The sequence below is a fragment of the Endozoicomonas gorgoniicola genome (genome assembly GCF_025562715.2).
GTDB lineage: Bacteria > Pseudomonadota > Gammaproteobacteria > Pseudomonadales > Endozoicomonadaceae > Endozoicomonas_A > Endozoicomonas_A gorgoniicola.
The window spans coordinates 1119937-1134085 of the sequence record NZ_JAPFCC010000001.1 but is presented as its reverse complement, the minus strand read 5'-3'; the positions used below and the strand labels follow the sequence as shown (position 1 = coordinate 1134085).

Genomic DNA, 14149 nt, shown 5'->3' with positions numbered 1-14149 from the left:
ATGGGAGCTATCGGTTCTGCTCTCCCGGTTGCACCTGTTGCCCAACCGGTAACATCTTATCTGCAACCAGCAGGAGCCGGCATTGATTTTGACTGGACCCTTAACCGTCTGGAAATTCCGGTCGAACGTCCACCCAGGCAACTGATCTGGATTCCTGCCCTGTTGCTGCTTGGGTTGATTTTTCTGGGTCAGCGCCGGCGCAGTCAATTACCTGAGCCGGTTTCTGTTGCCTGACCCTGTTCAGCAATTTCCTGAGACTCATTTGATAGTGGTTACTGTAACAGTAGCCACTATGCTTCTTTTAAACTAAAAGCCTGCTTGCAATCGGATTGTAAGCTCTTCTAAATTTTCAGGTTTGATGATCCATCAATACTTGTATTGATCCTGAAGCGGAGGCAAAGATGCTATCCCTTGAGAACTTAACTCACCCCTCTAATGTTCTTGAACTGACGAATCCTAATAAATTTCTAAATACTACGAATATAGCCGGATCCTGCTATACCCATGGCAACTGGTGTTCCGATGATCCCTGGTCGGATGCTGTTTTGGTCGATGTTATGCCTTCCTATTTTTCTGGCTATGTTTTTCGTGGCGACGCCAGATCGCCAGATATTATTTTTGAGAAGGGTTTTACAGCGCAGCTAAGACGATTTGAAATGCAGCTGACAGGTAATGAGAAGGTACAGGCGATGAAAATGATTGGGTGAAAGTCTCATATTGACTGGTACTATCATTCTGTCTTCTGCGAAGGGAACGGGATGACATTATTTACTCCTGTTTTCGTAACCTTACAGCAATAAGTCACTGCCAGCAGCTTCCAACCATTGTCGAACAGCTTGCTCTGGATTAATGACCTAAGAGTCAGAATCCCTTGACCTCCCGGAAGTCGCCAACGCATGCCCGAGCACTTCATACGCCGCGTAACCAAGGTTTTGCAAGCAGCCTCAATGACTCCCGAACCTATCGGCAGATTCTGTGACAAGTGTTCAGCGTATTGCATACGAGCGCGATTGTTCCTGAAATATTCCAGCTCTGTTTTCAGCTTTGATCGTCGAGGATGTCGCTTGTACTGGTAGACCAGTGCCTTGATCACTCTCTCAACCCCTTCAAACTCTTCCTTTAGAATGTGGCGATAGGTGGTGAATTTTTCTTTGGATTTAGCACTGTTTTCTCCATAGGACAGATCAAATGCCTTCTTCAGGTGTTCTGCAGCATGGTAAAAGTCTACGATCTCGTGGCCTTCCGGGAGTTCATTGGCAAGGAAAGTCCAGTTGTCTTTCGCTCCGTCAGCCACTTTAACCAGAGTCAGGTCAGGCTTTTGCCGAAGGGCTTCATCCAGCAGTTCAGAGAGTGAGTTCTTCAAAGTTACTTTTTTACTTTCGGGCATACGCCCGATTCTGACTGTTGACAGGCGTTCACCCTGAGTATCGTAAAACGACAATGTTCCACAACTGGCCTCCTGACAACCGGCTGGACCACGGGTTCGCTTACCGTCACTTTTATTTTGTTCGCGTTTTTCCTTACGCTTGCCGTCTTTCATTGGCAGCATAACACCGTCGAGGGACGCTGCCACAGTCACCGCCTTTTCTGGAACTTTAACGCTTTCCCAGAGGATACCCTCAAAGGCTTCCCTGTTTGGCTCCCATTGATTGTTAAACTTCTTCGGGAGTCGAGCCAGAGAACTTTCCGAAGGCGACATATTGCCCATCAGATCAAGCAGGTTCTTCACGTCGCCCGGTGGCATTTGAGCGACCATCCAGACAGCTTGCTTTGCCGCCCTTGGTGTCCAGTATCCCTCGACAATACCCGCCCGGAGTTCCAGCGGGACGATGCAGCGATCCTGACCGTTGCGGTAGAGCGTTCGTGGAACTTTGATAGAACCGGCAACAGTCTGATAGGTTTCTGAACTTCGCAATACTCGATGGTAACAGGTGCCGTTGACTTCAATGACCGGGGTGTCAACATCAAGTCCGGATAAGTCTTCTTCCAGAACACCTCGCTCTGCCTGAGCAAAAATCTTGTGAACTTCACCTTCATAGTCTTCAAAGTGTTGAATGGGGTCGTACTGTTCGCGCAGAGCTGCCAGTTTATGATCAAGCTGCTGAATTGCATGACAGGAAAAATTGGCGACTTCAGTCAGTGGCTGACATACTTCCATCGGGGCGGCCTCTCACTAATATGGTGTCGTTTTATCAGTAAACATCATAGCGGTGTTTGGCCGTTACCCTTGCTGGGCAGGGAAATTTGTTGCTACTGCATACTTATTGGGCTGTAGACCCTGAAAAGAGAGTCAATATGAGACTTTCACCCAAATGATTGGTGCTAAACGGGGATCGACAGGAAAATTCGGTATATCAACAAGCATTTGTGCCAGTGCCTGTAGCCAGTACTCTTTTCAACCTTCAAAAGCTAATCGTTTTTTACCGAGCGACCGCTCAGGTTTCGTCTACCTTATCGACGCGACAGAATTTAAAGGTTTTGCCATACCTTCGTCCAACCCTTATGCCTCTATAGTTTTGAACAATCCCATCTTAAAAGATATTTATGAGATCAACTTTCCAAGCTATATTCCCGGGAACTACATCGTTGGTATAGTATGGGTGTTTGGCAACCAAAATGAGGGAATGATAAACTGCCGAGGCTATTGGCCTGCCATCGTCACTCGAATCTGGCTAGCTGTTAATCCAAATTATGAGAAGCTATTGATGCCGCAGGATAAAATCATCAAAGGAATGGAAGCTGCACAACTTGTGCTGGAACATTTCAATGAATAAAAGTCTCATACTACCCAAGTGCCAATTCTCTGTATCCCCTGAAGCATCAATTGAGGCAGACGAACAATCACTGGTTGAATGATCATTGCTAACAACTCCCTGAATTGCAAACTATCCGCCCTGTGCCGATATATCCAGACAGGGAAAATAATGATTCAACATGAACAATCCAATTAAAGCCAGGGACATTGTCGGTGCATTTACCTGGCAGAAGCTACAACAGAAAGACACATGGCTGGACAGTAAAAATGAAGTTAGCAGGCTATGGGGGTTACGTCGTCTGGTAAAACCCCTGCCTCTGCTGGGCAGGCTGGCAGAGCCAAAAGCCAGCCAGGCAACCATCAACCATATTAAACAGCAACTGCGTAACCGGAATATTTCTGAAACTGACATCAGACTGCTACTGAAGACGGCGAACATTATCAAACTGGGTTACAGCCGGGGTGTGCTGACCGAAAAGCCCTACAAAGCCATCAGTAAGGAAACCCTTGATGACCTGGTCACTGCCGCGAATAAAAGCAGTGGTGAGCTGCTGGAGCTGGCGGCCGACCAGAGTCGGGGCGCTTTAACCAGATATATAGAAAAAGAACATCAGGAAATGGGAGCTATCGGTTCTGCCCTGCCGGTTGCGCCTGCTACCCAACCGGTAACACCTTATCTGCAACCAGCAGGTACCAGAAAAAAGCACCGGCGCACCCCCATTACACGACCCACTATTACCGAAAGAGAGGTCGTGCCTGAGCAACCTGTCCACCAGCTGAGCCAGACAGAAACGCAAGCGACAACCGACGAGTTAACCCGAAACCTGCCACCCAAAGAGATCGAATTCAGACGCCTGTTTATGCAGCTGCGGCTTAAAGATGCCCGGTTAAAAGCAGAACATTTTCAACCTCTGGTGGATGGGGAGATTCTCCGGGCAGATAATCTTTATCGCAATAATGACAAAGCCATTGAACGGTTGACCCAACAGGCCTGCGAACACCTGGGGCTGACAAACCACTAAGGTTTCATGGCAGCAAATCTTCCCGGCTTACCATAATCCAGGAGTCGGACGGATCGTGATAACCCGGCCTGTAATCACGCTTTGGAGTTCCCTCCTCGTAACGGCAAAATGAGCAATGAATTCTGGGATATATGTGTCCTGTCTGGTAAAGCAATTTGAGTACTGTTTCAAGGCTGATCGAACAGAGTATCCTTGTTGGTGTTGTCAAAATATCAAACACCCGAAAAGGGTGATGACTCAGATCCGGGTCATCAAGGGGTCGGCTATTACGCAGGTAAGCACTTATTAAGCCGGGGCTTGTATACTGACTGTCATAACTCAAATCATAGTTATACACTTTCTCCCCGGGCAGGTAAGCCTCTAAAGGAGGGTATTTACCAACCAGGTAATAATCATGCCAACTACGAGTAACAGTGCCATGAGGAGCGTAGAAGAACAGTGTTGTCCATGCTGGCGTTGTGATCTGGTACTTCCTGAATACGCGCCTGAAAATTCCCGTAGCTGAATGCCTGTTAACGATTTGACCATGCGCCATGATAATCAGGTTCTGGACATTTTCACCATGCCAGTTATGCCTGTAAAGCGCGACGCCTTCTCCCAGTTGTAACCGGGTTGTTTTTGGGGAAGGATGATCCATAACGGTTCACCCGGCGACCACTGAAAGACACCCGCCATCCAGCCGATACACCGCATCCATCTTCTCTAACATGCTCTGTTTATGAGTAATCATAATTACAGTCTTATGCTGATAAGCCTCAAAAATACGGTCTAACAACAACTGTTCACTGAAATGATCCAGCCCTTCAGACGCTTCATCCATAATCAGGATGTCCGCCTGCTTCAGCATGGCACGGGCGATGGCAAGACGACGCTGCTCACCACCCGACAGAGTGATGCCGCCCTGCCCCAGCCACAGGTCAAGAGTTGCCTTATTACTGCGGGCTGCCGCTAACTGGTTTAACCCCGTCGTCTGTATGACCTCAAGCAGGCGTTCATCGCTGACAGAGTGATCAGCCAGCTTCAGGTTATCCCGCAGCGTAGCACTTAATACATGGGTTTTCTGAGGAATCACTGCCAGCGCCTGATAAAGTGCCTGTTCACTGAAATCAGGGACAGGCACACCATCAATTAATACCTGACCACTGTCGCAATCGTTATAACGGGTCAGCAAACCGGCCAGTGTTGATTTGCCACAGCCGGTTTTGCCAACCAGCGCGACGTGCTGACCGGCAGGAATAGTTAGCGTCACCTGATCCAGCACCTGCAATCCGCCATAAGAAAAGGTGACCTTTTCAAACTCAATCAGCCCCTTTACTTCAGGCTTCTGCTCACCGTACACCATGGGCGGCTGGTCGATTACTTCTTTTAATTGCCCCGCCGCCTGTGCAGTAAAGCCCAGAAACTGGAAAGCCCCGGGAACCGGCATCAGTGCCTCAAAGCCTGCCAGTACCGCAAAGACCGACATCACCATAACAGGACCTGAAATCACCTCTGACTGATAGTCCCCCGCCGCCAGATACAGCATGATTACGGCAGAACTGCCCGCTGCAAACGTCAACAGCGCAGAGCCCAGGCCTTCCAGTTTTGAGAGCCTCGCCTGATGCTGGTGCAGCTGACGTTCTTTGTCGTCTAACTGCTGCCGGAAAACTGGTTCAGTACCTACAATCTGAAGTTCAGCCATGCCCTGCAGATAATCCAGCGCAGCCTGTCGGAGCTGTTGCTGACTGATGCCTTTCGCCTTACTGCTGTGTTTACCCAGCGCATAAAACAATGGCGGCAGCAGCAATAACCAGCCCCCCATCATCAGCAACACAGACAACCCAAGCGTGGTACTGAACCAGCTCAACCCCAGTGAAAGAATAACAATCACCAGAACAGCCGTCAGAATCGGGCTGAACATTCGCAGGTATAACTGATCCAGTGCATCAACATCCGCCACCAGCCGGTTCAGCAGGTCACCCTTACGAAACCGCTTTAAACGATGCAGGGGAACCGGTGCAAGGCGGGCAAAAAACCAGCCCCGTAACCAGGCCAGCAGCTTAAAGGTCGCATCGTGGCTGACCAGGCGCTCAAAATAACGGGAGGCGGTTCGCGCTATGGAAAAGCCCCGAACGCCTGCACCCGGTGTAAAGAAGTTAAAACTTGATGCCGTCGCCATGGTTAATCCGGCAATGGCGGTTGAGGTGATAAACCAGCCAGACAGGGCTAAAAGCCCAAGGCTTGCCAGCAATGTGGTCAATGACAGTAATACACCTAATGCCATAGCACCAGGATGACGACGGTACAGTTTAATAAACGGCAGAAGGTTACCCATTGACTACTCCATTAACAGCCCCATTAACAGCTCCATCAGCGAGTCCACCAACGAGTCCACCAACAAGTCCCTGTTGCTGTTTCAACTCAGTGACAAAATGCGAGAACCGGTCGTTTGACTGAAACTGTCCAGACTTCAACTCGGCAGGAACACCTTCAGCCACCAGTTTTCCGCTTTCCAGCATCAGCACCCGATCCATGGAATCAATCTGTTCGAGCCGGTGGGTCACAGTGATGACCGCACAGTCTAAAGGCATCGACTCCAAGGCATCCAGAACCAGTCGCTCACTCAGGGCATCAAGGCTGGCAGTTGGCTCATCCAGAATCAGTAGTTTCACCGGTTCAGCGATGGCACGAGCCAGGGCGATACGCTGTGCCTGCCCAACAGATACATTGCCCCCCTGTTCCTGCAACAGCGTATCGATACCCGATGGCAGTCTTTCAATAAATTCCATCGCCTGAGCTTTATGCAAAGCCTTTAACACCTGTTCCCGACTCAGTTTGCGACCAAAGCAGACATTGTCATAAACACTGCCATAGATGATTAACGGTTGCTGCCCGAGCCAGGCAATGTTCTTCCTCCAACTCTCAGGAGCCACCTCACAGAATTCACAGCCATTCACCTGCAACTGTCCGCGATAGGGCCAGAAGCCCATCAGGGTATTAAGCAGGGTCGATTTACCGGCACCCGACGGGCCGATAATAGCCAGGCGCTCTCCGGCTCTGACGGAAAAGGACAGATCATTCAGCAGGTTCTGCCCACCCGGAGCATCCACCGTCAAACCGGACGCGGTGATGCTCAACGACCCGGCATCAGGCAACGGCTGACCACCCTGCTGACTATTGATCGCTTCCTCGTTAAGCACTTTGATAATGTCATCGCTGGCACCGATGGCTTTGGCCTTGGCATGGTAATGAGTACCCAGGTCACGCAGTGGCTGATAAAAATCCGGTGCCAGTAACAATAAAAACAGTCCGGTAAACAGGCTGACTTCAGCCCCATAACTGCCAAAGTTGAGATACCCCAGAAAGCTCATACCCAGATACACCGCCAGGATGGCGATAGAGATCGAGGCAAAAAACTCCAGCACGGTAGACGACAGGAATGCCAGTCTTAAGACCTGCATGGTTTTCACCCGAAAATCATCACTGGCCTGTTCCAGCTGCTGCTTTTCGTAAGCACTTCCCTGAAACAGCCGCAATGTTTCCATCGCCTGCAAACGGTCAAGGAAAAAACCACCCAGCCGGTTCAAAGCCTGAAAGTTTCGACGGTTGGCTTCTGCCGCTTTCAGTCCGACAAAAATCATAAACAGTGGAATCAGCGGTGCCGTGCCAAGGAGTATCAGGCCTGCCACCCAGTTAAAAGGAAACGCTACCACCACAATGACCAGAGGTATTAACGCTGCCAGCGCCATTTGCGGCAGATAACGGGCAACGAAATCATGCAGTTCTTCCACCTGTTCCACCAGCAGGGTGGACCAGCTGCCAGCGGGCTGGGTAGCGATCATGACCGGTCCCTGTCGCTTCAGCTTCTGCAAAAGGGCTGAACGAATGCTCTCCCGAACCTGAACACCCGCATTGAAACCACAGACTTCTCGTCCCCAGTTGCAGATAGAGCGAACCAGCAACACCAGCAGAATCGTGGTCAGTGCACCCATCAGATCAGTGCGTGGCACACTGTCCATGACCAGTTTATGGATACTGTCAGCCAGCAGGGCTGCCTGAACAATCAACAGAAGGCCACTAAATAAACCCAGTGAAACGGAGGCAATCAACCACTTGCGGGCAGGCGAAACCTGTCGTAATAACCAGCGATAGGCGGCTTTTTCAGCCGTCTTATTCGTCGAACTGCTCATACCAGACGAAACTCACAAAAGAGAAAACAAACTTCGGAAAATACAGACCCGCACTGTAACAGATACGACCATTATTACCACAGTACAAATTTTAATTATTTTTCAGACACGAAAGTTATAAAGAGAAGCCTGCTATTTCTCTGGCAGCCATTTATGCGGGGCAGGAACAACATTATAATGCCTGCCTTAATTGAAATTCGCCCGGATCATGTTGTCAAATATTCGAATTATCCTGATTAACACCTTTCACCCCGGTAATATAGGCTCCGCCGCACGAGCCATGAAAACCATGGGTTTAAGTGATTTGTGCCTGGTGACGCCGCAACGCTATCCAGACCCCGATGCCGATGCAATGGCGGCTGGCGCAATGGATGTTCTGACGAACGCCCGCATTTTTTCTTCTCTGGATGAAGCCATTGCCGACTGTTCGCTGGTGATTGGTACCAGCGCCCGTTCACGCAACAGCACCAGTAATCGCCCGATGCTGGAAGCCGATGCCAGCGCCGAAGCCCTGCTGAAAGAGTCTGTTAATTGCCCTGTTGCCCTGGTGTTTGGGCAGGAGACCATGGGGCTGACCAACGAAGAACTGGAGAAGTGTCACTTTCATGCCTGCATTGATGCCAATCCGGACTACCCTGTGCTGAATGTTGCTTCAGCCATTCAAATTCTCTGTTACGAACTGCGTAAGGCTTCGGTTCATTTTAGCCGAACAACTATTCAACCACAGGCTCAGCCACAGGCAGACAGCTACCCTCTTCAGGAAGAACTGGAGCGCTTCTACCAGCACCTTGAGCAAACTCTGACGGATATTGATTTTATTATTCAGCAGCACCCGGGCAAGGTGATGAAAAGACTTCGTCGCTTATTTAACCGGGCGCGCCCGGAGTCAAAAGAACTGAATATGCTCCGGGGCATTCTGTCCAGCGCTCAGAAAGCCAGCGGTGTGAAAGGCAACACGAATGATTGAGGAAATGCAACCGGTGGCCTATCCACTGGTTAACCGTTTTTTCAAAGCCAACGGCCACAAAGGCAAAGCCCGCTCCGACGAGCGGGTATTTGTCCTGCGCAGCGAAGGCGAGATAATCGCCGCTCTGCGAGCCTGCCCCCGGTCTGAAGGTTTTCTGCTGCGCTCTGTCTGGGTGGCGTTATCAAAGCGCGGCTGTGGCTATGGGCTTGAGCTGGTAAAGGAGACTGTTGAGGCTTTATCGCCTTTGCGCTGCTGGTGTTACCCCTATCAACACCTCAGGCACTTCTATGCTCTGGCCGGTTTTGAAGAGCTGGCTCCCGAAGCCGTGCCAGCAGACATTGCCATGCCGTGGAGAAACTACCGGAAGAATGGTCAGGTATTTTTGTTAATGGGGGGCAATGTTACTTCTCCCAGTTCTCCATCATCATAAGACAGGTTTGCTGCTGAGCCATGCTCATCACTACTATCCCAGGAAATGGTGTTCATTCTCGTCAGACCACCCCACTCGGTGACACTCAGAGCTTTATCCGGATCGATTGACTTGAGTGGATTATCGGGGCTGCGATTTTCAAATAAATATTGCGGGCTGCCATGAAGCCCCAGCGATTTATCCATTCTGGTCATAGTCCAGGGGCCTGAGCTGTGGAGCGTTAACAAAAATCGAAGATTACTCACGCTTTCATCAATCTGATCTTCCCAGTATTCCCGGCATATTCCCTGCTGGATAGCGGGATGAGCCCCTTTGACCGCTTTATAAAGATAGCCTTCCCAGCGAGCCGTATCAGACAACGAAACCAACTCTTTATTACCCAGCCCCCTGACACAGTAGCCTTGCTCATGGGGCGTTATTTTTAGGCCTGAGGTGGTTAAATCAACTACCTCGGAGCAAGCTCCGAGGTATGAAAGTTCGTCTCTGATGGTTGTTCGCAGCAAGCTGCGGGGAATAGAACCCTCAGAGATTCAAGATCAGGGGGATCCTGATAGCTATCAACTATTGTTCTGTTCCTCTTGGGACGAAGGGCTATTGACGAATCGTACATAGGCCCTCCATACCTTTTGGTTATGAGCAGTAAAGTGAGATGAAACGATATAAAGCCGCTTATTCTAAGACTCGATATGATATTTCAAGTTCCCGGCTGGCAGCATTTTTAAACATCACCTCTAAGCATCACTATCCGCCGACAACTCAAGCAACCGGTTCAGACGTTCTATCTCGGCCTTCAGAACCTTCACTTCATGCTCAAGCTCCTGAATGCGGGATTTGTCGTCAGCTATGGTCTTCACAGGGCTGGGCTGTACCTCAATATCACCGGAGAACAGATGGGCGAAACGGGACTCGCGCTTTCCGGGTTCCTTTGGCAGCTGTCTGACCCACTCTTTTTCTGCCATATCCTGCAACACGGCTTCAACCTGTGAGACGTCTGAAAACTGGGTCAGCCGGCCGGTCCGGCTGCGAATCTCACCCGGCGTTTGCGAACCTCGCAACAGCATTACGCAGACAATAGCTCGTTCCTGCTCAGAAAATTTCAGGTCACTGAACAGGGTATTGCAGAACCGATGGCGGTACTTGCTGGTGCGGGAGCCACCTTCTTCACTGACCAGACGCTGTTCAACCAGGCCATCCAGTGTGCTTTTGACATCAGCCACCGTCAGTGACAGCACCGGATCCCGGTTACTTTTCTGGTTGCAGGCATTCAACAGGGAATTCAGCGTTAACGGGTACAGGTCGGGCGTTGTACTTTCCTTCTCCAGAAGGCAGCCAATCACACGAGCTTCGTTCAATGTCAGATTCAAATCCACAATAACCTTCCTGAACAGCAATGAGTAAAGACTATGTCGAAATGTATAGCAGGTTGGAAATGATTTACATCAATAAAGCGGGAAACAAGGGCTCAGGGGAGCAGCAATCAATCATTTAACGGCTCCGTAACCACCGCACATAAGGTCGAGGCAGAAGGTAGCCGCTATAACAGACCCACACATCAGGATAAAAAATGTGGGCAAAGTGGGTCTGCAAAGCGGTCGTTTGATGATTAGGCGTTAGCTGTATTCAGCTTGCCGGCTTCATGAAAACGCTTGTCCAGACGGTAAGTTTTCTTATAAATCAATGCGCTCAGGCTCACCAGTACCGGAGGAACAAGAAGCATAAGAACTTTAAGCCCTGCAATGGTATCAGGTGTCTGAACTTCGTTGGCGACGTAACCAACCAGTGTCAGGCCTGAGCCAACCAGGAAGCCTGCCAGAGCGCCTGCTGCTTTTACCAGCATGGTCTGGACAGAGAAAATAATGCTTTCACTGCGCATTCCGGTTTTTTCCTCACCATAATCCACTACGTCAGCCAGCATTACAGTGGACAAACCATTAAAAAGGCCATTACCAAACTTTACGGCAGCACCGGCAATACCCACCAAAATGGCATTCTGGGGCGCTATGAGGCTGCCCAGGAACAGAACCGCACAACACAGAATCGGAAAAACGCAGGCGACAGGCCACATGAAGCGGCGATTAATCACTTTGGAAATCCATGGGAACAGGAAAATCCCCGTGAATTCTGCAATACCTGCAACCAGCATGAACATCGGGAACAGCTCAGGTCTGCTGATGGCATAAGTAAAATAGTAAATGCCAAAGCCACCAATAAGCTGCATGGCAACGTTAAACGACAGAACAAAGCCAATAAGGGATTTCAGCTGATCATTTGAAGTGATAATGTTTTTAACATCACTGACACTGAACTTCTCCTGTGTAATCTTGCCGGCGTCGATTTTTTCTCTGACCCGGAAAAAAACAAGGAAAGCACTGGCGATGAACAGGCCGGCAATGGCCACACTCATCAGCAGAAAGCCCTGTCCCTGATCACCACCACCCAGAACACCAACAGTATATAACCCGTAGCCTCCAACCACCGTCCAGGCGATGCTTGCAAAAATACGAGGCCACACCACCAGATGCTCCCGTTCAGAACGTTCAGAAGACAGGGAAGGAATCATGGACCAGTAAGGAATGTCCATGATCGTGTAGGTCACTCCCCAGAGAACGTAAGTAAAAGCGGCATAGACGTAGACAAACGTTCCGTCAAAAAGGTGTGCGCTAAACAGCATAATCAGGACAATAGCGTTGATCAAAGTGCCAATGAGTATCCAGGGGCGGAATTTACCAAACCTTGAACGGGTATTATCAACAATCATCCCCATCAAAGGGTCACTGAATGCATCAATGACCCTTGCTACAAGAAACAGGGCGCCCACAAAGGCTGCAGACAATCCAACGACATCGGTGTAATAAAACATCAGGAAAATATAAATTGGCGCGCAGCCAAAATCTTTACCTAATGCCCCGAGTCCGTAAGAGAGTTTTGTACCTAACGATATATGTTGGTTATCCGTTTGAGCCCTCATGGCCAGTTCCCCCCCAAAAAAAGCGATACCGCAATTCGTATCGCAAGTACATAACCTCAGTGGCTGGCTGATCGCAGCATACGCCTGAGGCTGATCTGGACTCAGAGCTTTCCTGCCTGCCCCGTAATCGACCCTTTTATTGCCAGCTCGACGGTTTTATAGGCACCATCGTAGACTCCGACAGAATGGGCTCTGAGGATATTTTCACACATGGTTTTAATCAGGTTTTTGTCGTCAATGAACAGTTGCAGCATTTGTATTGCAGCATCTGTTTTCTCAAACTCAATAGTACCGTCGCCTATCTCTGCAGCCCTTATGGCTCCATAAGCTTCGTGACCACCTACTCGTTTGATCATCAGTTTAGGAACCGGGTAAAAGGCCAGCTCGCTGGGCTTTGTGATCATCAGGTCGGTGATACGCATCAGTCGGTTGCTGGAATAAACAGCAGAAAAAATGTTCTCGTGGTAAAAAGCATGAACGCCTTCCAGCGGAAGGCTATTAATCAGGTCGGTATCGGTAAGTGCAACAACATGATCCCATTCGTTGTCGTATAGTTTGGCAAGTTTGTCCAGCTCAGGCAGCTTTTCAGTGAGCTGGTCCCATATAGTTCTGTAATCACCTACATTAATAAAAAGACACACCCTGCGAGCCTCAACCAGAGGGAGCAGATGACGAATGATGGCCAGAAAGGTGTCAAACTGAGCACCTGCGCCGCCAACCGTCAGCAGTATTCTCAGGGGTTCACCCGCTTCCATCCGTGTGAGTCTTTTATGGCAGTCCTGTTCCAGATCCTTCAGCAACTCGTGATCAATAAAGTGTCCGGTGTGGGTGATGCTGTCGGCGGGCATGGGCTTTAGCAGCCTGCTTTTATCCATGCCATTGAGCATGCGATAGCCAAAATAACTCGAAGGGGTCTGAACAACATGCCTGGCGCCTTCTGCCAGGTGCAACGCCATTGGCCAGTTATCGGGTATGACATTAATTACATTGTTGATACCCGCATGAACAGCGGCCTGGGCTGGCCAGGTATGAGTGCCGATAAACGGCATGCTTCGGGGAATGTGGCTAAGTATCGGCACCATCAACTCACTCACCCGCTGATCTTTGGCATTGAAGCTGAGTTTTCTGAACCCTTCACTGTTCAGCTTTTCCCAGAACAGGCGGTTAAACAGAGGGTACTTCTGGGACAGTCTTGACCCCAGTGAATAGAGCTTGTTCAGGTGCTGTATCACTTTTCCCCCGGTGGTTTGCCTGCAGGAAGCAAGGTCAAGCCAGTAAGGGGTATAGCCAAAATGGTTGACCGCAGAGGCTATAGCCATGGATATCCGGTAATGACCATACCCCATGCGGATGTTGCCAATAATAATGCCTTTTTCTGAATCAATGGGTTGGCCTGTTTCGCTGATAGTAAGATCACGAATACCAAGCCATGGCTGCATAGCGGGATTTTCGTGACTGCTTAATGGATAACACCGCTGACTGTCGTCACCGAACTTTTGTTCGAAGTTAGCTTTTTTTCGATTGGCGCTTGTTATAACAGACGCCGGTTGCCTGTTACCAAATACGCTTGAAGTGTTATCCATGAGCATCACGTGTTTTTTTTGAAGAAATAGACTGACATAACATGAAATCTTCTCATGTTTATTGTGTCGTATATTTCAACAAATGAAAACATAAGAAGTCACCTCGTTTGATGCAGGTCATAAAACTTCCCGGTAAACCCATGAAGCATGGGTGTTACAAAAAATTGACAAACATCAACAAATATGACGTTCTCTCATGTTTTTTATTGATCCATTTGCCTGTAGGTAGCACTATTCTTCAGGAAAATATGAAAA

14 protein-coding genes are annotated in these 14149 nt (G+C 49.4%); 6 read left to right on the top strand and 8 right to left on the bottom strand.

Annotated features, from left to right (window positions below):
• Both NX722_RS05260 and NX722_RS05255 read left to right on the top strand, forming a co-directional pair.
• Entirely contained in the window at positions 1–234 is a 234-nt protein-coding gene (locus tag NX722_RS05260; protein ID WP_262567041.1) for a DUF3394 domain-containing protein, read from the top strand.
• A 167-nt stretch (positions 235–401) separates the two neighbouring features.
• The gene (locus NX722_RS05255) at positions 402–707 is read left to right on the top strand and encodes a hypothetical protein (RefSeq protein ID WP_262567040.1); all 306 of its coding nucleotides are present in this window, start codon (positions 402–404) and stop codon (positions 705–707) included.
• Positions 708–730: 23 nt separating this feature from the next.
• Here the strand turns inward: NX722_RS05255 and NX722_RS05250 are convergent, their stop codons facing one another.
• Positions 731–2158, bottom strand: coding sequence for a hypothetical protein (locus tag NX722_RS05250; RefSeq protein WP_262567039.1), 1428 nt, complete (start codon positions 2156–2158; stop codon positions 731–733).
• Positions 2159–2312: 154 nt separating this feature from the next.
• Here NX722_RS05250 and NX722_RS05245 point away from each other — a divergent pair, with 154 nt between their 5' ends.
• On the top strand, positions 2313–2774 hold the full coding sequence (locus tag NX722_RS05245; protein WP_262567038.1) for a hypothetical protein: 462 nt from the start codon (positions 2313–2315) through the stop codon (positions 2772–2774).
• A gap of 160 nt (positions 2775–2934) precedes the next feature.
• Entirely contained in the window at positions 2935–3777 is an 843-nt protein-coding gene (locus NX722_RS05240; protein WP_262567037.1) for a DUF4258 domain-containing protein, read from the top strand.
• 4 nt (positions 3778–3781) lie between these two features.
• Here the strand turns inward: NX722_RS05240 and NX722_RS05235 are convergent, their stop codons facing one another.
• Genes NX722_RS05235 through cydD form a run of 3 tightly spaced genes read right to left on the bottom strand, consistent with a single transcriptional unit; the run spans position 3782 to position 7946 of the window.
• A complete protein-coding gene (locus NX722_RS05235; RefSeq protein ID WP_262567036.1) occupies positions 3782–4414 on the bottom strand; it encodes a putative adhesin in 633 nt (210 codons plus the stop codon).
• Positions 4415–4420: 6 nt separating this feature from the next.
• Complete coding sequence (cydC, locus tag NX722_RS05230) at positions 4421–6091, bottom strand: heme ABC transporter ATP-binding protein/permease CydC (protein WP_262567035.1); 1671 nt, start codon at positions 6089–6091, stop codon at positions 4421–4423.
• On the bottom strand, positions 6084–7946 hold the full coding sequence (gene cydD / locus NX722_RS05225) for a heme ABC transporter permease/ATP-binding protein CydD (RefSeq protein ID WP_262567034.1): 1863 nt from the start codon (positions 7944–7946) through the stop codon (positions 6084–6086). Before cydD ends, cydC begins: the two co-directional genes overlap by 8 nt.
• Positions 7947–8154: 208 nt before the next feature.
• On the opposite strand from cydD, the gene trmJ reads away from it, so the two are divergent.
• Together trmJ and NX722_RS05215 are read left to right on the top strand one after the other, a co-directional pair.
• Positions 8155–8913 (top strand): tRNA (cytosine(32)/uridine(32)-2'-O)-methyltransferase TrmJ, encoded by a 759-nt coding sequence (gene trmJ / locus NX722_RS05220; protein ID WP_262567033.1) that lies wholly within the window; start codon positions 8155–8157, stop codon positions 8911–8913.
• Complete coding sequence (locus NX722_RS05215; RefSeq protein WP_262567032.1) at positions 8906–9343, top strand: GNAT family N-acetyltransferase; 438 nt, start codon at positions 8906–8908, stop codon at positions 9341–9343. The genes trmJ and NX722_RS05215 overlap by 8 nt, the downstream gene beginning before the upstream one ends.
• On the opposite strand, the gene NX722_RS05210 is transcribed toward NX722_RS05215, so the two are convergent.
• The 4 genes from NX722_RS05210 to NX722_RS05195 all read right to left on the bottom strand — a co-directional run bounded on the left by NX722_RS05210 (position 9286) and on the right by NX722_RS05195 (position 13894).
• Complete coding sequence (locus NX722_RS05210) at positions 9286–9702, bottom strand: hypothetical protein (protein ID WP_262567031.1); 417 nt, start codon at positions 9700–9702, stop codon at positions 9286–9288. The genes NX722_RS05215 and NX722_RS05210 overlap by 58 nt on opposite strands.
• A gap of 372 nt (positions 9703–10074) precedes the next feature.
• Complete coding sequence (locus NX722_RS05205; protein WP_262567030.1) at positions 10075–10713, bottom strand: YceH family protein; 639 nt, start codon at positions 10711–10713, stop codon at positions 10075–10077.
• 233 nt (positions 10714–10946) lie between these two features.
• On the bottom strand, positions 10947–12311 hold the full coding sequence (gene melB, locus NX722_RS05200; protein ID WP_262567029.1) for a melibiose:sodium transporter MelB: 1365 nt from the start codon (positions 12309–12311) through the stop codon (positions 10947–10949).
• A gap of 101 nt (positions 12312–12412) precedes the next feature.
• Positions 12413–13894, bottom strand: a complete 1482-nt coding sequence (locus tag NX722_RS05195; RefSeq protein ID WP_262567028.1) for a DUF6937 domain-containing protein — start codon at positions 13892–13894, stop codon at positions 12413–12415.
• Positions 13895–14149 lie beyond the last annotated feature (255 nt).